The organism is Sphingomonas sp. Ant H11 (assembly GCF_000797515.1).
Classification (GTDB): domain Bacteria; phylum Pseudomonadota; class Alphaproteobacteria; order Sphingomonadales; family Sphingomonadaceae; genus Sphingomonas.
The window spans coordinates 1-19,756 of sequence record NZ_JSBN01000091.1; the positions used below are offsets into that span (position 1 = coordinate 1).

A 19,756-nucleotide genomic window follows, 5' to 3' on the forward strand; every position below is an offset into this window, starting at 1 on the left:
CAGCTCAGCCGCAGCGCGCGCTGCGCGTCGGCCAGCGCCACGTCCGGTCCGGCCGCCCAGCCATCCCCCGGCAGCCGATAGAACAGCACGAACACGGTGAAGCCGCGCGCCGCGAGCCAGCGCGCGATCTCATAGCCTTCCTTGTCGATCACCACCAGGCGATAGCCCCCCGCCGGCCGTCACCAGTAGCGCCGCGCCATTGGGGGTCGCCGGGCGGAACACGACCAGGCGCGGGCGGCTGATGCCCTGCACCGCACGGTCGTTCAGCGTGCGATCCTTGCTGCGCTCGTCGACGGTCTCCAGCGGGAGTGTTGGCGGCGCGCCGGCGCGCCCTTGGGCCACAGGTCCAACGTTTCGTCGGGTTCGGGCAGCGCCGTCGCCGGTGCGGCACCGCCAACCCGTGGCGGCGGCGTCTGCGCAAGCCCGCGCGCCGCCCACCCGCTCGCCAGTGTCCCGAGGATGGCGCTGCGACGGTCGATCACGGGCATTCTCTGGAAAAACGAACGGGGAGTCGCCATAGCTTTGGCAACGCCCGAACGGGGAGGAAGGGTCTTCCAAGCTTACATCTTCACACGCGCGCCGAACAGAATGGTGCGGCCGAAATGGTTGTTCTCATAATTCCGGTTCGCATCGACATCGGTGTAGCGATAGCGATAAGTGTCGGTCAGGTTGGTGCCCTCGACCGAAACCTCAAGCCATTTGGTCAGGCGATAGCGCACCGAGGCGTCGAAATTGGTGGTCGCGGCATAGCCTTCGAACACGTTGCCGGTGCCGCTATTCTGGTCGACATAGGGCCCGCGATAGCTGATCGAACCGCGCGCACTGAACTTGGCGTCCTCATAATAGAGCGTGCCATTGAACGCTTTCTTCGACAGGCCGAACAGCGTCGAGGTCCGCTGCACCGCAGTCGGCGCAACGAGCTTGCAGGTGAACTGCGTCGCGCAGACCAGGCTGGATGGCCCAACCACGCCGTAGGTCGCGCTGCTGTCGATGAACGTCGCGTTCGCAATGCCGCCGAAATTCTTGAGGAAGCCGGGCAGGAACTTGAACGGTGCCTGCACCGACAGCTCGATGCCCTTCAGCGACGCACCGGTGCCGTTCACCGTCGTGCTGACCGTGTAGAGCTGGTTGGGATCGAAATTGATGTAGGCCGGCGAGCTGGGCGGCAAGACCGATTTCGGCAATCCGGTCGAGGCGAAGGTCTGGGTCAGCGTGTTCGACACCGGGAAGCTGTCGATCGATTTCTTGAACAAGGCGATCGACGCGATCGACTGGGGTGCGAAATACCATTCCAGCGCGATATCATACGCCGTCGCGCGGAACGGATCGAGGAACGGGTTGCCGTTGCTGATCTTGTAGTTGAACCCGTCCACCGTACCGCCCGGCGTAAGGTTGCCCAGCGTCGGCCGCGTCATCACCTTGGCGACCGCGCCGCGCACGATGATCTTGTCGGTCGGATAGAAGGCCACGTTGAGCGCCGGCAGCCAATCGTCGTACGAGCGCTGGACCGTGGCGGCGGTGCCGCTGACAAGACCGGTCGAGCTCTGGTCGGTATGGACATACCGCACCCCGCATTGAACGCATAGTTCAGCCCGAAGAGCGCGCCCTTGGTATCGAATTCCAGATACCCGCCCGTCACCTTTTCCGAAACGCTGCGGGTATTGCCGGCATCGACGACCAGCGCGCGATTATACAGGTTGGTCAGGGTCGCCGCCGCCGGGATGTTGGCAACGACATATTGCGAGGTCGCGCCGGACGGCTGCCCGGCCGAACCCAGATTGACCAGATCGGTCAGCGCCGCCGTCACCGGGAAACCGTAAACCGCGCCCGACCCGAATTGCGAGGATGGCGAACAGGTCAGCGTGCCGAGCACCAGATCCTTGCCGCCATTGCCGCACACCACGGTATCGCGGGTGAAGCCCACGGTGTCGAAGGTGAACTTGCGGTAGACGCCCCCCGCCTTGATCTGGAAGCCATCGGCCACGTCCCATTCGGTGCGCAATTGCACGGTACGGAATTTGTTGACGGTCTCCGACGGACGATCGCGAATTTCGGAAAGCTGGTAGGCGCTCGGGTCGGTCACGCTGCTGCCATAGCTCAGCCTGGGGTTCGACATGTTGGTATAGTCGTATTTGAAGCCCTGCGCCGCTTTGTTGTCCAGCAGGATGGTCGTCTCGACCGGGATATTCGCATCCGATTTCGACAGCCCGCCCAACAAAGTGAAGCGGAACTTGTCGGTTACGTCCTGATCCCAGGTGCCGCCGATCTGATAGAATTCGGTGCTCGATTTGCGCAGATAATGCTCGTTGCGATTATATGCATCGTTCAGCGTCGCCGAGACGATGTTATTGTTCGCATCGTAGACCGGATTGACGAGGTCGATCGAGCGCTCGTTGCTGCGCGCCAGCACCTCCAGCCATTCCTCCTCGCGGGTTTCCTTGAACTTGGAGTAGAGGCCATCGATCGAGATCTTGGTCTTGTCGGTCGGCGCGAACTGCACGCTGGCAGTGATGCCCAGGCGTTCGCGATCATGCTTGATCACACCGTAGCGCGGAATTCGCGGATGGAAGGCCTGCGCTGCCTTGTCGCACGCCGCGCTTTGCCGATAGACGCCGCCGCTATTGGCCGCAGGCGTGGTAAAGGCCTGCGCCGCTCCCGAACCGGTGGTGTTGTAATAACACGGCGTACCGTCAACCGAGTCGAACTGGGCCTGCGCCCAGCGTGTCGTGTTGTTGCCGAGTTCGAGCGTGTTGACCTTCGAATATGCGGCGGAAACCGACGCGCCGAAGGTGCCCGCCTCGTTCCGCCAGGACAGCAGCCCGGCGACGCGCGGCCCGAGCGTCTTGGCGAGGTCGTTATACGACCCCTGCACCGACAGCGCGCCCGAGAAACCCGCCTTTTTGCCGCCAAGCGGGTTGCCCGTGTTGAGATCGACGACCGCGCCCAACGACCCTTCGTCGAGCGACGCTTCGGCGGTCTTATGGACCACCAGCGAGCTGAACAGTTCGGACGCGAATACGTTGAAGTCGAACGCGCGGTCGCGGTTGGCGCTGGCACCGTCGGTCGAGGTCGCGACGGTTTCCATACCATTCACGCGGACGCGGGTGAATTGCGCGCCAAGCCCACGCACGGTGATCGCACGCCCTTCGCCACCATCGCGCTGGATCGAAATGCCCGGGATGCGCTGCAGCGATTCGGCAAGGTTCTGGTCGGGGAATTTGGCGATGTCCTCGGCGACGATCGAATCGACCGCTGCGACCGAGTTTTTCTTTACGTTGAGCGCCGCCTGGAGCGACTGGCGGAAGCCGGTCACCACGATGTCCTGCCCCGTATCCTCGCTGGCCGGAGGCGCGGACGGCGTCGGCTCGGTCTGCGCCAAGGCAACGCTTGGCAAGAACAGTGCGAGCGCAAGCGCGCCTACCGAGACACCGTGCTGCACCGTCGCTGCCGCAGAAATCTTGCGCATTCTTCATCCCCCCTGGGCGTCGCTGTCCCGCGACGCCGATTGACACCGGTAGCCATGCCGCGCCTGCAAATTGGCGGCGGAATGGCGAGCAGAGGAAGGGAAAGGTGCACTATTGCGGCGCATCGCTCCTCTCCTGCCCGATGGTCGCTCTTCGGCAACTCATCCTGACGCCTAAATGTCGCGTTTGGTAACCGGTGTCAATCGGCTTTTTGGCTTAAGTACCCGGCTGAATATAGGGAATGCGGGCGAACAGTTCGCGCTGCCAGCGGCGGGGATCGTCCTCGCTATGGGGTATTGAATCGAACACCATCGTCGCGCGTCGCGAAAGATCGTAGCGGGCCCATTGCGGAAGCCCGGCATGATTGGGGTCCCCGGCTTGGGCGAAGGCGACGAAGCTGTCCTGCATCGCCCGCGACGCCGCCTGCGCATCCGCCCCCGTCCCGGTTTGCGAGCCCTTCGCGCTGATCGTGCCGAAGACCAGCGGAATGTCGATGGTGTGAAAGGCCCCGCGTCGGGGGTCGAGGCGCGACGTGAAATCGACTTGATAGACAAAGGCCGGAGCCCCGGCGCTTGCGCGTGCCTCGGCCTCGATCACTTGTCCGCGCCAACTCCGCCCAGCGGTGGTCGCGCCGTAAAATACCTCGGTCGGCGACCATGCCGGGAAGTGCGCGCGATACTGTTCGACCACCCATTCGGGCAGAATGTCGATCCGCAATTCCGGTGCGATTCGCGCGGCGACATTATCCCAGTTGAGCCCGCGCACCTTGTCCGAATCGGGTGAGAGAAAGCCACGGGTCTCGTCTCGGACATTGCCCAGGATCAGCGGAATATCGAGGCCTTGCGGGTTGGCATCGGGCCAGAACGGATGCCGCGCGAGCCACTTCATATCGAGCACCGGCCCGAAATAAACGCCGCCGCCAAGGATCGGGTCGGCCGTGTCGAGTGCGGCGACGAAGCGGTCCTGCGGCATCGCCAGCAGCGGCGACAGCTCGCGCGTGTCCACCCCGAGCCGCGCGAGATACGCCCGCGTCCGCGCAGTGGCGTTGAGCGGCCCCGAAGCGGTCACTTGCTGCCCGCTCATCGTGGCGGCGCGGTGGAACAGCCCGCGCGCGGCGGGCATCCCCAGCATGGTCGCGATCTTCGCGCCTCCGCCCGACTGGCCGAACACCATCACCCGCGCCGGATCACCGCCGAACGCCGCGATATTGTCACGCACCCATTTGAGCGCGAGGATCAGGTCGAGCTGCCCGGCATTGCCGCTATCGGGGAAACGCGAGTCGAGCCGCGCGAGATAGAGATAGCCCAGCGCGTTGAGCCGGTGGTTGACCGTCACCACCACGACATCGCCACGCGCCGCCAGTGCCGCGCCATCATTGAGCGGATCGGTTACGCTGCCGCCGGAATAGGCCCCACCGTGAATATAGAGCATCACCGGCAGCTTGGCTGCGCGATCCGGCTGCGCCGTCCAGATGTTGAGGAACAGGCAATCCTCGCTTTGCGGACCATAGGTGGTGCCCGCTTGCGGCGCGACCGGGCCGAACGTGTCGGCCGGATGCGGCGAGGGCCCATAAGCGAAGGGTGTCGGCGCGCGAAAAACGCTCGGCGCGCCCGTAGCGGATGCCGCGATAGCTGCGGACGCCGTTCAGCTCCTTTGTGCCAACAAATCGCCCCGCAGCGCACGCAACGTGCGGGGCCCGCGCCGCGCGCAACGGCGTGGCGGCAGCGGCCAGCGCTGCCGCCACGCCGTTGCCGATCAGTGTGCGGCGGGTGAGATCAGCGCCGGACATCCAGCCCGCCCGCGAGATAGGCATCGATATCGGCCTGGCGGAACAGACTCGCATCTCCCGGAAGGGAATGTTTCAGCGCCGCCAGCGCGAGCCCGGTGCGCGCCGCCTCCGCACTGTCGCCACCGCGCCGCAACGCATGCAACACACCCGCGGCAAAGGCATCGCCGCCACCGATCCGGTCGACGATCCCGGCCAGCACGACCTCCTCGGTCTGCGCCGATCCCGAACGGGTATCGATGCGCGCCGACAGCCGGTGGAGATCGACATGTTCGACATGCCGCGCAGTCGAGGCGATCGTCTGGAGTTTGGGGAAGGCAGCAAACGCCGCTTCGACCGCCTCGCGCCGCCGCGACTCGCCTTCGCCGCCAAAATCGCGCCCTAGCAGCAGAGCAATGTCGCGGTGGTTGCCGAACAGCAAATCGGCCTCCGCGACGAGTTGCGTGAGGATGCCGCGCGGATCGCTGTCCCAGCGCTCCCACAATTTGCCGCGCCAATTGCCGTCGAACGACACCGCAATGCCGCGCGCCGCCGCGGCTTGCGCCGCCGCAATCGCGCTCGCGGCGGGCACCGGCCCTAGTGCCGGGGTAATGCCCGACAGATGCAGCCGATCGACGCCATGCAGCAGCGTGTCCCAGTCCCAGGCGTCGCTCGGCGTTTCGGCGAAGGACGACCCGGCGCGATCGTAAATCACCTCGGTCGCGCGCAGCCCTGCCCCCGAGGTCACGAAATACAGCCCCATGCGGTCCCCGCGGAGCTGGATACCGGCGGTCGCGACCCCGGCACCGCGCAAATAGGTCAGCGCCGCCCGCCCCAGATCGTTGTCGGGTACCACGCTGGCAAAGGCGACATCGTGTCCGAGCCGCGCCAGCGCCCCCGCAACATTGGCCTCGGCCCCGGCAACCCACACGTCGAGCTTGGGCGTCTGCAACAGCAACTCGCGCCCCGGCGGCGAGAGGCGCAGCATGATTTCCCCGAAAGCCAGAAACGTACTCATGCAAATCCCCTCAACGTCACCCTCACCTTCCGGCGCTTCGCGCCTCCCTCCCTCTCCCACCGGGAGAGGGAAGGGGCCCGCCCGGCACCGCCGGGTGGGAAGGGTGAGGGCCCGTTCTTCCCTTATCGCGCCAGCCAACCGCCATCGACCGCCAGAATATGCCCTTGCACATAATCCGCCGCGCGGCTGCACAGGAACACCGCCGCCCCGCCCAGATCCTCCGGATCGCCCCATTTGCCCGCCGGTATCCGCTCCAGGATCGCGCGGTTGCGGGTCTCATCGGCCTGCAAGGCGGCGGTATTGTTGGTCGCGATATAACCCGGCGCAATCGCGTTGACGTTGATGCCCTTGCCCGCCCATTCATTGGCAAGCAGCTTGGTCAGCCCGCCAATGCCGCTCTTCGACGCGGTATAGCTCGGCACGCGAATGCCGCCCTGAAAGGTCAGCATCGACGCGATGTTGACGATCTTGCCAGCCCCTTGCGCGATCATGTGCCGCCCGGCCGCCTGGCACAGGAAGAACACCGATTTGAGATTGGTGTCGATCACCGCATCCCAATCCTCCTCGCTGAAATCGACCGCGTCGGCGCGGCGGATGATCCCGGCATTGTTGATGAGGATGTCGAGCCCGCCAAGCTTATCCACAGCCTCATCCACAACCCTTTGCACAGGCTCGATCGTGGAAAGATCGGCCGAGATGATCTCGGCGCGACGACCCAGCGCGCGGATCTGTTGCACGGTGTCGTCCGCCGGGGTTCGGCCGACGCAGGCGATGTCCGCCCCCGCCGCAGCAAGCGCCAGCGCGATCGCCTGACCGATGCCGGTATTGGCCCCGGTGACGACGGCGACCTTGCCGGAGAGATCGAAGGGATTGTTCATATCTCGGTCCTTCTCCGCTCCCGCTTGCGGGAGGGGTTAGGGGGGAATGGAGAGGACCTGCGCCGCTGCCCTCCCCCAGCCCCTCCCGCGCGCGGGAGGGGAGCTTCACGCCAGCTGGCAAATATCCAGCACGCTCATATCGGTATAATCCTGATTCTCGCCCGCCATCGCCCAGATGAAAGCATAGGCCTTGGTGCCCGACCCCATATGCACCGACCAGGGCGGCGAGATCACCGCTTCTTCATTGGCCATCACGATGTGCCGCAGCGCTTCGCCTTCGCCCATATAATGGAACACGCGGTCGTTCGGCCCGTCGAGTTCGAAGTAGAAATAGATTTCGCTGCGGCGTTCATGAATGTGCGGCGGCATCGTGTTCCACACCGAGCCCGGCTTCAGCACCGTCAGCCCCATCACCAATTGCGCGCTGTCGCAAATGCCGGGGATGACCATCTGGTAGATCGTCCGCTCGTTCGATTCCTCGAGGCTGCCGCGCTCCAGCTTGGTTGCGTCGGCAACCGAAATCACGCGCGTCGCGAACGCCTTGTGCGCCGGGCACGAGGCCAGATAGAAACGCGCGCCTTCGCCGGAAAACACCACGTCCTTCGCGCCCATCGTCACGTACAGGCAATCCTTATTGCCGAGCGTGAACACCTCGCCATCGACCGTGACCGTGCCCTGCGCGCTACCCACATTGACCACTGCCAACTCGCGCCGCTCCAGGAACGGGTGTCCGGCAGCCGAAGCCGGCTCGGTCTGGTCGGGCAGTTTCACCGCCGCATCCGCAATGGCCACGCCGCCGATCACGAACCGATCGGCATGGGTATAGTTGAGCACGCATTCGCCCGCACGGAACAGGTCCTGGATCAGATAGCGATCGCGCAATTCCTCATTGGAAACGCATTCCATCATGTCGGGATGCGTGGCGTAATAGGTGCGGTCGAACATGGGGCTCTCCGGGGTCAGGCCGCTTTGGCGGCGATTTCTGGGGAATCGATACGATAAGCGCGGCGGACGAGGCCGCTGGTCAGTTCCTGCGCCAGTTCGGCGGCTTCCCAATCCTCAAGGCGATGCTCGGCCACCAGGCGCGCGAGGAATCCGCAATCGACGCGCCGGGCGACATCGTGCCGCGCCGGGATCGACAGGAAGGCGCGGGTATCATCGTTAAAACCAACCGTGTTGTAGAAACCCGCCGTCTCGGTGGTCATCTCGCGGAAGCGGCGCATCCCCTCGGGGCTGTCATGGAACCACCAGGATGGCCCCAATTTCAGGCACGGATAATGCCCGGCCAGCGGTGCGAGTTCGCGCGCGTACACGCTCTCGTCGAGCGTGAAGAGAATGATCGACAGCTCGGTCGAGGTGCCGAAACGATCGAGCAGCGGCTTCAACGCATGGACATAATCGGTGCGCATGGGGATGTCGGCCCCCTTGTCGCGTCCGTGGCTCGCGAACAGTCCGGCATTGTGGTTGCGGAACGAGCCGGGGTGGATTTGCATCACCATGCCATCGTCGACCGACATTGCCGCCATTTCGGTCAGCATCTGCGCGCGGAACAGCTCGGCATCGGCAGCGGTCCAGCTCCCACCGACGATCTTGCCGAACAAGGCTTCGGCTTCGACAGGCGACAGATTGGCGGTTGCGGCGGTCGGGTGGCCATGATCGGTCGCGGTCGCCCCGGCCGCACGGAAATCCGCCCGCCGCTTGCGGTGCGCGGCGAGATAGCCTTTCCAGCTATGGACGTCCTCGCCGGTCAGTTGGGCAAACCGCGCCATTGCGCCTGCGAATTGCTCATGCTCGACATCGATGACGCCATCCGGGCGATAGGTCGTCACCACACGCCCACCCCAGCCCGAGGCGCGAATGCGGTGATGCGCGCCCAGATCGTCCTGCGGCCCCTCGGTCGTCGCCAGAAAGTCGATCTTGAAGCGATCGAACAGCGCGCGCGGGCGGAAAGCCGGACTGGCCAGCTTCTCGGCGATGGTATCGAAATACAGGTCGGCCGTACCTGCCTCGAGCGCCACCTCGAACCCGAACACCTCGGCAAAGACATGGTCGAGCCACATCCGCGAGGGCGTGCCACGAAACAGATGCAGGCTCTGCGCGAACAACCGCCATGCGGCGCGCGGATCGGTCGCGGGCGCGCCACTGCGGCGCGGAATGGCGAGCGCGTCGAGGTCGACGCCCTGGCTGTACAGCATCCGGAAAATGTAATGGTCGGGCGCGAGCAGCAACGCGGTCGCGTCGGTCCAGGCGGTGTCGTCGGCAAACCACCCGGCATCGGTGTGGCCATGCGGGCTGACGATCGGCAAGTCCGCGATTTCCGCGTAAAGCGTGCGCGCAATGGCCCGCGTCGTTGGATCGCTGGGAAACAGGCGATCGGGGTTCAGGTCGAGCGGCCGTGCCATTGTCATTCTCCCTCCCCGCACTGTTTTATGCGGGCTCTGGTAACCGGTGTCAGGTTGGGTCGCAACCCCGTTAGTGGATGATCTATATGCTCGGTGCCGCCACCGAGCCACGCCGAATCAAGGTCGACAGGAACAGCGAGGGTTCCTCGACAATCTGTTCCCCATCCAACCCCGCCGTGAGCTTCAGCGCCGCCGAGCGCGCCATCGATGCAATCGGCCATCGCACCGTGGTCAGCGGCGGCCAGACGTGTGCAGCAACGGGCGTATCGTCAAAGCCGACGATCGACAAATCCTTGGGGATGTCGAGACCGCGCTGTCGTGCCGCATGCATCACGCCCGCTGCCATTTCATCGTTGCTGGCGAAGATCGCGGTTGGACGCGGCATCAGATCGAGCAGGCGCTCTGCCGCGGTCAGCCCGGATTCGAAGGTGTAATTGCCGTCGGCGATCATGCTCCGCGGGAGCGCGATGCCCGCTTTGCTCAGCGCTTCTTCGAAGCCCAGACGTCGCTCGCGCGCCGAGCGGAAACCATGCGGCCCAGCGATCAGGCCAATCCGGCGATGCCCCTGCTCGATCAGATATTCGGTCGCGGCTCGCACCGCCTCGCAATCGTTGGAGGCAACCATATGATCGTTATCGTCCAGCGGGGCCGACCCCATGCGGACATAGCGACACCCGATTTCGGCACACAATTTGGCAATCGTGTCATTCTCGCTGATCGGCGGGAGCAGGACGAGCCCGAACAGGCGCTGACGTTCGAGGAAATGCCGCAGATCGACCAGCATCGTCGCCGATCCGCGATCGACCGGGCGCACCACCAGTTCGAATTCGGTGCCGTGCAGCGCCTCCAAAATCCCCTGCTGCACATTCATCACCATTTGCGCATTGGGGTTGTCGTGGACGAGCCCGATCAGGAAATTGCGGCGCAGCGCGAGCGCGCGCGCCTGCGGATTGGGAATATAGCCCAGTTCACCGATCACATCCTCGACGCGCCGCCGCGTATCGTCGTTGAGCAAGGGCGAGCGGTTTATAACGCGGCTGACGGTCTTTTTTGGAAACGCCCGCGATCCGCGCAACATCGTTGATCGTCGGTTGTCCGGTGCTTTTCATGCCATCGGCTTAAACCCAGGATGACCGGCTTGGCTAGTCCGACGGCGCGCTACGGCGAGCATGGGTGCCCTTGCCAAGCGATACGCGCCTGAGGCAGAGGCTGATACCGGTTACCCAAAATAAGCGAGCGAGACGTGGCAAAAGCCCTTCTGGTGCATCCCGACGACAGCGTCGCGACCTTGGTCGAACCTGCGTCGGAGGGCGATGCCGTCACTTACGACGGTCACGAGGTCATCGCGCTTGTCGCCATACCGAGCGGACACAAGGTGGCGATCGCGCCGATCGCCGCGGGCGCGCCCGTGCTGAAATTCGGTTTTCCGATCGGCACGGCCACCGTCGCCATCGCGCCCGGCATGCACGTCCATTCGCACAATCTGGCGACCGCGCTCGACGGGACGCTCGACTATCACTTCACCCCCCAAGCCCCCCGCACCGACGAGCGACGCGCAAGAAGCGGCGACCTTCCAAGGCTATGTCCGCGCCGACGGGCGCGTGGCCACGCGCAATGAAATCTGGATACTCCCGACCGTCGGCTGCGTCGCGCGCACCGCGACCCGTATCGCCGCGCAGGCCGATGCCGCATTGGTGAACGAGAGCGCCGACGGTGCCGTCGACGGAGTCCACGCCTTCACCCATCCCTTTGGCTGTTCGCAGCTTGGCGACGACCTTGACGGTACGCGCAGCATCCTGGCTGCGCTCGCGTGCCACCCCAATGCCGGCGGCGTGCTGATCGTCGGGCTGGGGTGCGAATCGAACCAGATCGACGCCTTGCTGCGCGAAATCCCGGAGGACGGCGTTCCGCCATCCGCACGCTCGTCACGCAATTGGCCGGGGACGAGATTGACGAGGGCGTGGCCAAGGTCGCCGAACTGGTCGCGCTCGCACGCAGCAAACGCAGCACCGTCGCGCTCGACCGGCTGGTGCTTGGGGTGAAATGTGGCGGGTCCGATGGCTTGTCGGGGCTCACCGCCAACCCGCTCGTCGGCCGCATCAGCGAGCGCGTGGTCGCGGCAGGCGGAAGCGTGTTGCTAACCGAAATCCCGGAAATGTTCGGCGCGGAACGCCTGCTCATGGACCGCGCGGTCGACGAAAGCGTGTTCGACGGCATCGTCACGATGGTCAATGCTTTCAAACGCTATTTCCTCGACCATGGCGAGCCGGTGTCGGAGAATCCCTCGCCCGGCAATGTCGCGGGCGGCATCACCACACTGGAGGAAAAATCGCTGGGGGCCGTGCAGAAAGCCGGACGCGCACCGGTATCCCACGTCATCCCCTATGGCGCGCGCGTCGGCGGAGCCGGGCTGACTTTGCTCGAGGCACCGGGCAACGATGCCGTGTCCTGCACCGCGCTGGCCGCAGCGGGGGCGACCGCCATTCTGTTCACCACTGGGCGCGGAACGCCGCTCGGCTTCCCGGTGCCGACGATCAAGATCGCCTCGAACAGCGCACTCGCCACGCGCAAACCAGGCTGGATCGACTTCGACGCAGGCGAAGTTCTCGGTCACGGCTTCGACACGGTGGCGCAGGCGCTGGCCACGCAAGTCTGCGCGATTGCGTCTGGCGCGGCGACCGCCGCCGAGCGTAATGGCGAACGCGAAATCGCAATCTGGAAGCGGGGCGTAACCTTATGACGCGTTTGGGATATGGCACGCTCGATACTGTGCCAGCACAGGTGGCCCGCCCCAACCGCACCGCACCGCCGACCACCGGGATCGTCCATTTCGGCCCCGGAGCCTTCCACCGCGCGCACCAGGCGGCCTATATCGATACGCTGCTCGACGGCGAGCCGGGTTGGGGCATTGCTGCGGTGTCGCTGCGCAGCGCGGGAACGGTGGCGGCGCTGACCGAGCAGCAGGGGCTGTACACGCTCGCCATCCGCGACATCGCGCCCGCCTATCGCATCATCGGTGCTCACAGCCGCTTTCTGGCCCCCGACGACGCAGAACAGACGCTTGCCCTGCTCGCCGACCCTGCAGTGCGGCTGGTGACGACGACGGTGACCGAGAAGGGCTATTGCCTCACGGCGGACGGCACGCTCGACCTCTCGCATCCCGACATCGTCCATGATCTGGCCGCGCCTGCTGTACCGCGCAGCGTCATCGGCTGGATCATTGCGGGGCTCGCCGCGCGCCAAACCGCCGGGATTGCGCCCTTCGTGGTGATGCCGTGCGACAACCTCGCCAATAACGGGGCCAAGGTGCGTGCAGCGCTGATCGGTTTTGCCCAGGCGCATGCGCCCGACCTGGCGACGTGGATTGCCACGCATGTCCGCGTGCCCGGCACGATGGTCGATTCGATCACCCCCGCCGCCGACGAAGCGCTCTATGCCGATGTCGCGGAGGTGCTCGGCGTCGAAGACCGCGCCGCCGTGCAGCGGGAGGCATTCGCGCAATGGGTGATCGAGGATCTCGACGATCCGGTCTGCGCCGCGTTGGGCCGCGCCGGAGCGACGTTGACCGACAATGTTGCGGGCTATGAACAGGCCAAGCTGCGCATCCTCAACGGGTCGCATTCGACGCTGGCCTATGCCGGTTTGCTGCGCGGCCATACCAGCGTCGCCGACGCGATGGGCGATGCCACGCTGGCCGGATTCATCGATGCGATGATCCGCGACGACATCATCCCGACGTTGCGGCCCGTCGCCGGGTTCGATCTCGATGGCTATCGTTCGGCGGTGCTGGCCCGCTTCCGCAACCCCGCGATCGTCCATCGGCTGGAGCAGATCGCCGCCGATGGCAGCCAGAAGATCCCCTATCGACTCGGCGACACGCTGGCGGCGCACCGCGCGCAGGGCCGGTTGCCGCGCCATGTGCTCGCCGCGCTCGGCTGCTGGATCGCCTTTCTGATGCAGCGCGCGCGCGCGGGGGTTCCGATCCTGGACCCGGCGGGCTCCGTCCTCGCCGATCTTGCGGCAACGGGCGACGCTCGCGCGGTGTTGGCCCGGCTGATCGCGGCGAGACTGGGCTTTTCGGGGGCATTGGCCGAAGATTCGGAGGCTGCGCAGTCGATCGCGCTCGCCGCGCAGGCTGCGTTCGACGGCGATTGGGCGACTGCGCTTTCCGGCTGATCGCGCCGATCCGCGATCCCTCTTGTCAATGACACCGGTTTCCCATACCCAGTCGTCGAGATCGTCCTAGCGATCCATGAGGGGATGAAGCCACGTGCAGGCCAAGAAACGTCAAGACAATATCGCGCGAGTCGCAACCGAATTTGTCAGCGCCCGGCGCAGCGCGTCCGCACTGGTCGATTACCCCGGCACCATGCCCGCTGCGCTCGCCGAAGCCTATGCGATGCAGGATGCCGCCATTGCGCTTGCCGACCGCGTGATCGCCGGCTGGAAGGTCGGGCGGATCAACCCGCCCCTGGAGGGGGCAGACCGCCTCGCCGGGCCGATCTTCGCCGACCAGACCTTCGACGCTGGAGAAACCCCACGCGCGATGACCGTCTATGCTGGCGGATTCGCGGCGGCAGAGGCGGAATTTCTGCTGCGGATCGGCACGGCACCCGACCCTGCCAAGATCGATTATACGCTGGCCGAAGCGACCGCGCTGATCGACCGGGTGTGTGTCGGCATCGAAATCGCCAGTTCGCCCTTTGGCGGCATCAACGACCATGGCCCCGGTGTCACCATTTCCGATTTCGGCAACAATAACGGGCTGGTGATCGGCCCCGATATTGCCGACTGGCGCGACCTCGACCTCAATCAATGGCCGGTCGAGTTGACCATCGACGGCGCATCGACCGGGGTCGCCACCGCCGCCGCCATGCTTGATGGCCCCTTCGGAGCCGCGCGCTTCCTGTTCGAACTGATGGCGCAGCGTGGCATCGCGCTCAGCGCAGGGCAGTGGATTTCGTCCGGAGCGGTCAGCGGCGTCCACCAAGTTCACATCGGCGCGCAAATTTCGGCCATCTTCGACAACCGACTGACGGTGGCGTGTAGCATCGCCGCCCAATAACCGCGATTATGATCCGGCAAAGGTTCGAAACAGGGCCGCCGACAGGAGAGAGATGATGGCGACGGCCGAACTTCCGATCGAAACGGGTGCAAGCGGGACGATAGCGGCCGACGCAAGCACGGTCGGACGCTATCGCTGGGTGATTTGCGGCCTGCTCTTTGCCGCCACCGCGATCAATTATGTCGATCGACAGATGATCGGGCTGCTCAAGCCCAACATCTCGGGCGAATTCGGCTGGGACGAGAATGCCTATGCCGACATCGTCTTCTGGTTCCAGGCGGCCTATGCGATTGGCTATATCAGCTTCGGCTCGATCGTTGACCGGGTCGGGGCGCGTGTCGGCTATTCGATCGCCTTCATCATCTGGACGCTTGGCCATACCTTGTGCGGCTTTGCCGGATCGACCTTGCAGTTTGCGGCTGCCCGCGCGGTCCTGGGCCTTGGCGAATCGGGCAATTTCCCGGCGGGCATCAAGGCCGTCTCCGAATGGTTTCCGGCACGCGAGCGGGCACTGGCGACGGGCGTGTTCAACGCCGGTGCCAATATCGGCGCGGTGGTGACCCCACTGATCGTACCCGCGATCACGCTCGCCTTCGGGTGGCGGATGGCGTTCATCGTCACCGGGGTCGCGAGCCTGGTGTGGCTGGTCGCCTGGATCGCCATCTACCGCCGGCCACGCGAACAGCCGCGCCTCAGCGCCGCCGAACTCGCCCATATCGAAAGCGACCCCGCCGACCCCGCGCAGAAGATCGCGTGGACGCGGCTGCTCGGCTATCGCGAGACCTGGGCCTATGCGCTCGGCAAGTTCCTGATCGACCCGATCTGGTGGCTGTTCCTGTTCTGGACGCCCGATTTCCTGTCCAAAGCCTATCATCTCGATTTGAAGAGCTTCGGCCCGCCCTTGGTGGTGATCTATCTGATCTCGGACTTTGGCAGCATCGCCGGCGGCTGGTCCTCCTCGCGGCTGATGAAGCGCGGCTGGTCGGCCAATGCCGCGCGCAAAACGACGATGCTGGTCTGCGCCTTCCTCGTAATGCCGATCTTCTTTGCGCAATATATCGCCAATCTGTGGGCGGCGGTGGCGATCGTCGGGCTGGCGACGGCGGCGCATCAGGCGTTTTTCGGCCAATCTCTACACCATCCCGTCGGATATGTTCCCGCGCAAGGCGGTGGGATCGGTGGTCGGCATTGGCGGCATGGTCGGCGCGATCGGCGGCATGGGGATGGCCAAATTCACCGGCTACATCCTGCAAACGACGGGCAGCTACACGCTGATCTTCGCGGTCGCGGGCAGCGTGTATCTCATCGCGGTCGGTGTCATCCATCTGCTCTCGCCGCGACTGGCGCGCGTCGATGCGCTGTAAGGCCGGCTTGGCGAGCCTGCTGGCCATCGCTGTCGCCACCCCGGCGGCGGCGCAGGATGCGAGCGGCCTGCTGTTCCGCGTTTCCGCCGACACGAGCCTGACGGCGGACACCGCAATGGGTGACCCGGTACCCAATTTCCGCAGCGGCGTCAGCGTGGTGCCCGATGGCGCGATCGGCGGCGCGGCGCGCTGGGCCGATGACGGCTATGTCGCGTGGAAGGCACCCGGTAACATGCGCGCGCAGCGCGGCACGCTCAGCTTCTTCTGGCGGCCGCGCGAGCCGCTGGGCGTCGCGCCCTTCGTGATCTTCCGCGCGGGCTTTGCCGATCACAGCAGTTGGGACATGGCGTTCCTGCGGATCGACTGGAACGGCCACGGCTTCGATGCCTTCGTCACCGACGCGAACCTGTCGCGCATCCGCGTCTCCTGGACGATCCCGCAGACACCCGCAGCCGATGCGTGGAAGCACATCGCCTTCGCCTGGGACGAGACCAAGGGCGTCCGGCTGTTTGTCGATGGCCGCGAAGTCGCGTGCAAGGATCAGGTCGCCGATCTCGATTCGGGGCTGGACCAGTTCGGCCTCGCCGGGCGCGTGCTCTCCCCCCACCAAGTGCAGAGCCGCTACCATTTCATGCGCGGCAGCGATCTCGACGAGATTCGCGTGTACGACCGGATGCTGGCCGCCGCCGACATTGCCGCGCTCGCCGACAAGCGCGATCCGGCCCCGGCCCCACTAGCGGACACCGCCGCCCGCCGCACCGCCTGGCTGCACCGTTATGGCTGGGATGCAGGCGCGCCGCCCCGTGCTCGATGCCCCCGTCACCACGGTGCGCAAGGTCGAGTTCGCCGACGCCAAGGATTTGAAGGAGTGGATGTGGAAGGGCGTCGACGGCATATCCGAGACGACCTGGCCCGGCGTCTATAACCGCTCCAGACTGCCCGGCCGCGACGATTATTTCGAGCTGCCGGACTGGAACGTCTATGTCGAAGGCGGCAAGCGCTATGACCTGACCGTACCACCCGGCGAACGCTTCAACCGCGTCGAGATTCGCGGCGCGGCTTATGGCTCCTTGCTATGGTCGGACGGCGGCAAAACCACCACGCTCGCCACCCGCGCGCACGGCACCGTCCGCAGCGTCAGCGCGGTGCCCGAGCGGCAGGGCGGCACGCTCAGCTTCGTCAACACGATGAAGGAGCAGCCGATCCAGGAACTATGGGCCTATGACGTAAAGGCCGGCGCGGAACCGGCGGGATCGTTCAAACTCTCCTACACCGTGGACGCCACCGCCTCGACCAGGATCGCCGCGCTCGCCAGCCTCGAATCCTTCATCACCGGCCGTTATGCGCCCGACGAGCGCAGCATGGTCGTCGCCTTGCCCAGTTCCGGCATCAAGGCCGCTGTCGGAGCCGCTGCCGCGGGGGCTGGCGCACCAGCGCAAGCCCGCACGCCCGGCCTACCGATCGTCCATATCCTGATCCCGGCCAGCCTTGGCGATGCCTATCCCGACAAGCCGCTGGCGCGCGCGTTCGATTATGGCTGGCAGAACCTGCATGACGGGCTCGACGGCATCGCGATCGATCTGCCCGCGCTCGCCGGCACCGGGCCGGTCCCGCTCAATATCCGCGTGAAGGACCCGATCTGGCCTGGCCGCGACATGGTCGACCTGTCGGTCAGCGTCCCCGCTGGCACGCCGCGCACACTGTGGCTCGATCTGCGCGACCGCGTGCTCTCGAATGACAGCCTCTATCTCAGCATCGCCTCGGCGCTGCCCGGCTTCGATGCCGCTGCGCTCAACGGTGCGAAGATCCGATTAGTGTTCAAGGATCGCGCCGCCGCTTTGCCCGAACACATCGCCGACCGGCTCAATCAGGTGAAGGACAATTGGGGCTTTCTGGTCGAGGAACATACCGCCTCCAAGCGCGCCGCGCTGTACGCGCGCCTGTTCGGCGACATCACCGACCTGTTGCGCGTCGACCCCGACAATGTGACCGCGCGCCAATATTGGGCCGACATCAATTACCGCCCCGAAAACCTGCCCGCCGTCCCCCAGCCAACCGCCCCCCCGGGCGTGCCGCTCTGGGCGTTTTCGGCAGCTTGAGGATCTGAAACTGGTGCGCCAGTTCGTCAATTGGTGGATCGACCATCGCCAGGTGCCGTATGGCGATTTCGGCGGCGGCATTTCCGACGATACCGATTTGACGCAGCAATGGCCCGGCCTCGCGCTGATGGGGGTCGAGCCCGACAAGATCAACGCTTCGCTGCGCGCCCTCGCCGATGCCGCGTACAAGAACGGGATGCGCGTGAACGGCCTCGGCTACATCGCCACCGACGAGCTTCACGCTTATGAGGAAGGGCTCAACTCGGATGCCGAGCGGCTCTATCTCAACTGGGGCGAGCCACGCTCGATCGAGCGGCTGATGGCAACGACCAAGGCGTTGCAAGGCGTGATCCTGAAGAACCCGGCGGGTCACCTGCATTTCGCCAGCAACTGGTATGGCGGGCGTATGATGTACCGCGAGGGGGCGTGGGAATGGCAGAAGCCCTATAGCTTCACCGTGCTGCACGCGCCGATCCTGCTCGGCCTGTATAATGGCAGCACGCCCGCGCGCGCGCTGGTGACCGGCGTGATCGACGGCTGGATGGCGCATGGCAAACAGGCGGCCGATGGCGCGTGGTCCTACCCCAATGAAATCAACTGGCGCAGCGATGCCGAGCGTGTCGGCGATGGCGGCGGGGTGAGCACGCCGCTGCAGGCAAGCTGGGCGGCGTGGCGCTTTACCGGCGATGCCAAATATCTGCGCCCGATCGAGGCGCGGGTCGCCAAGAGTCCGGCGGGGCTGGCCGAATTCAACGAAAAACGCCTTCACCGCCTTGCCCGATGGCACCGCGTTGCGCGCGCGGGCGGCCAAAAGCGAGGAGCCGTTCGGCCGTTATGCCGCTTGGTCGGCAACGGGCGATCTAGACGTGCTCGCCACGCTGCACGGCGAGGCGATCGCCGATAAGATGCAGCATATGGCGATGTACACCGACGGCCATTGGTGGAGCGACCGCGTCGAACAGCCAAGCGACATCCTGCAGCGCGAACGGCTCGGCGGGATCGCGCTGAAGCGCAACCAGACCTGGCCGGGCAATACGGTGAGCTGGCGCTTCGCCACGCCGGACGCGGCGGAGCAGGTCGCGATTCTGCTGCCCGGCGCGACGCGCGACCGCTTCAAGGTGATCGCCTATAACACCAGCAACCGCCCGCAAGCCGCGACGATGACGGCGTGGAACGTCACCGCCGGACGCTGGTCGATCGCAACCGAGCGCGGCGCGGCACCTGAGCGCACGACGGTCGCGCTGGAGCGCAGCGCCGCGATCCCGCTCACCTTCGCGCCGGGCGAGACCGTGCTCGACTTTGCGCTGGTGACACCCACCACGCCGGTCGAAACCCGCCCCGATCTAGGCATTGGCCGCGACGATGTGCGCGTTGCGGGCCAGCGCGTCACGGTCACCGTCCACAGCCTAGGCGCAGTGCCAACCACGGCGGGCCGCGTGTCGCTGTGGCAGCAGGATCGCAGGATCGCCAGCGCCGCCGTGCCGCCGCTCGCCGCGCCGGGCGATCTCATCCCCAAAACCGCGCAGGTGACGCTGACGGTGCCCACGGGCATCGACCCGCAACAGCTCTTGGTTCGTGTCGAACAGGCTGATGGCGGTGCCGAAGTCACCCAGCAGAACAACACCGTCGCCATCGCCGATCGCACGCCATGACGACGCGGCGCGCGCTGCTCGCCGGTGGCGCGGCGCTGGCGCTGGCCGG

At 65.6% G+C, this 19,756-nt stretch carries 10 protein-coding genes and 5 pseudogenes; 7 read left to right on the top strand and 8 right to left on the bottom strand.

The window, feature by feature from the left end:
- Positions 1-129: 129 nt before the first annotated feature.
- From NW75_RS27870 to NW75_RS16035, 8 genes and pseudogenes are all read right to left on the bottom strand, one after another.
- Positions 130-342 carry a hypothetical protein gene (locus NW75_RS27870; RefSeq protein ID WP_331386169.1) on the bottom strand — a complete coding sequence of 71 codons (213 nt, stop codon included), beginning with the start codon at positions 340-342 and terminating at the stop codon, positions 130-132.
- 218 nt (positions 343-560) lie between these two features.
- Positions 561-3,466, bottom strand: a pseudogene (locus tag NW75_RS16005) (TonB-dependent receptor).
- 214 nt (positions 3,467-3,680) lie between these two features.
- Positions 3,681-5,253 (bottom strand): annotated as a pseudogene (locus NW75_RS16010) (carboxylesterase/lipase family protein).
- Positions 5,240-6,247: a sugar kinase gene (locus tag NW75_RS16015; RefSeq protein ID WP_033966170.1), complete on the bottom strand. Its 1,008-nt coding sequence runs from the start codon at positions 6,245-6,247 to the stop codon at positions 5,240-5,242. Before NW75_RS16015 ends, NW75_RS16010 begins: the two are co-directional and overlap by 14 nt.
- A 122-nt stretch (positions 6,248-6,369) precedes the next feature.
- Positions 6,370-7,125 (bottom strand): 2-dehydro-3-deoxy-D-gluconate 5-dehydrogenase KduD, encoded by a 756-nt coding sequence (gene kduD, locus NW75_RS16020; RefSeq protein ID WP_033966171.1) that lies wholly within the window; start codon positions 7,123-7,125, stop codon positions 6,370-6,372.
- Between the two features lie 105 nt (positions 7,126-7,230).
- On the bottom strand, positions 7,231-8,070 hold the full coding sequence (kduI, locus tag NW75_RS16025; RefSeq protein ID WP_033966172.1) for a 5-dehydro-4-deoxy-D-glucuronate isomerase: 840 nt from the start codon (positions 8,068-8,070) through the stop codon (positions 7,231-7,233).
- Positions 8,071-8,084: 14 nt separating this feature from the next.
- The gene (uxaC, locus tag NW75_RS16030) at positions 8,085-9,527 is read right to left on the bottom strand and encodes a glucuronate isomerase (RefSeq protein WP_033966173.1); all 1,443 of its coding nucleotides are present in this window, start codon (positions 9,525-9,527) and stop codon (positions 8,085-8,087) included.
- 82 nt (positions 9,528-9,609) lie between these two features.
- A pseudogene (locus tag NW75_RS16035) lies at positions 9,610-10,636 on the bottom strand (LacI family DNA-binding transcriptional regulator).
- A 134-nt stretch (positions 10,637-10,770) separates the two neighbouring features.
- Here NW75_RS16035 and NW75_RS16040 point away from each other — a divergent pair.
- The 7 genes and pseudogenes from NW75_RS16040 (at position 10,771) to NW75_RS27885 (ending at position 19,707) form a co-directional block, all read left to right on the top strand.
- Positions 10,771-12,267: pseudogene (locus tag NW75_RS16040) on the top strand (UxaA family hydrolase).
- Positions 12,264-13,703, top strand: a complete 1,440-nt coding sequence (locus tag NW75_RS16045) for a mannitol dehydrogenase family protein (protein WP_033966174.1) — start codon at positions 12,264-12,266, stop codon at positions 13,701-13,703. The pseudogene NW75_RS16040 and the gene NW75_RS16045 overlap by 4 nt, the downstream one beginning before the upstream one ends.
- A gap of 94 nt (positions 13,704-13,797) precedes the next feature.
- The gene (locus NW75_RS16050; RefSeq protein WP_033966175.1) at positions 13,798-14,592 is read left to right on the top strand and encodes a 2-keto-4-pentenoate hydratase; all 795 of its coding nucleotides are present in this window, start codon (positions 13,798-13,800) and stop codon (positions 14,590-14,592) included.
- Positions 14,593-14,647: 55 nt separating this feature from the next.
- Positions 14,648-15,956, top strand: a pseudogene (locus NW75_RS16055) (MFS transporter).
- 7 nt (positions 15,957-15,963) lie between these two features.
- On the top strand, positions 15,964-16,881 hold the full coding sequence (locus NW75_RS27875) for a LamG-like jellyroll fold domain-containing protein (RefSeq protein ID WP_331386170.1): 918 nt from the start codon (positions 15,964-15,966) through the stop codon (positions 16,879-16,881).
- 1,187 nt (positions 16,882-18,068) lie between these two features.
- Entirely contained in the window at positions 18,069-18,959 is an 891-nt protein-coding gene (locus NW75_RS27880; RefSeq protein ID WP_331386171.1) for a hypothetical protein, read from the top strand.
- The gene (locus NW75_RS27885; RefSeq protein WP_331386172.1) at positions 18,922-19,707 is read left to right on the top strand and encodes a hypothetical protein; all 786 of its coding nucleotides are present in this window, start codon (positions 18,922-18,924) and stop codon (positions 19,705-19,707) included. The genes NW75_RS27880 and NW75_RS27885 overlap by 38 nt, the downstream gene beginning before the upstream one ends.
- Positions 19,708-19,756 lie beyond the last annotated feature (49 nt).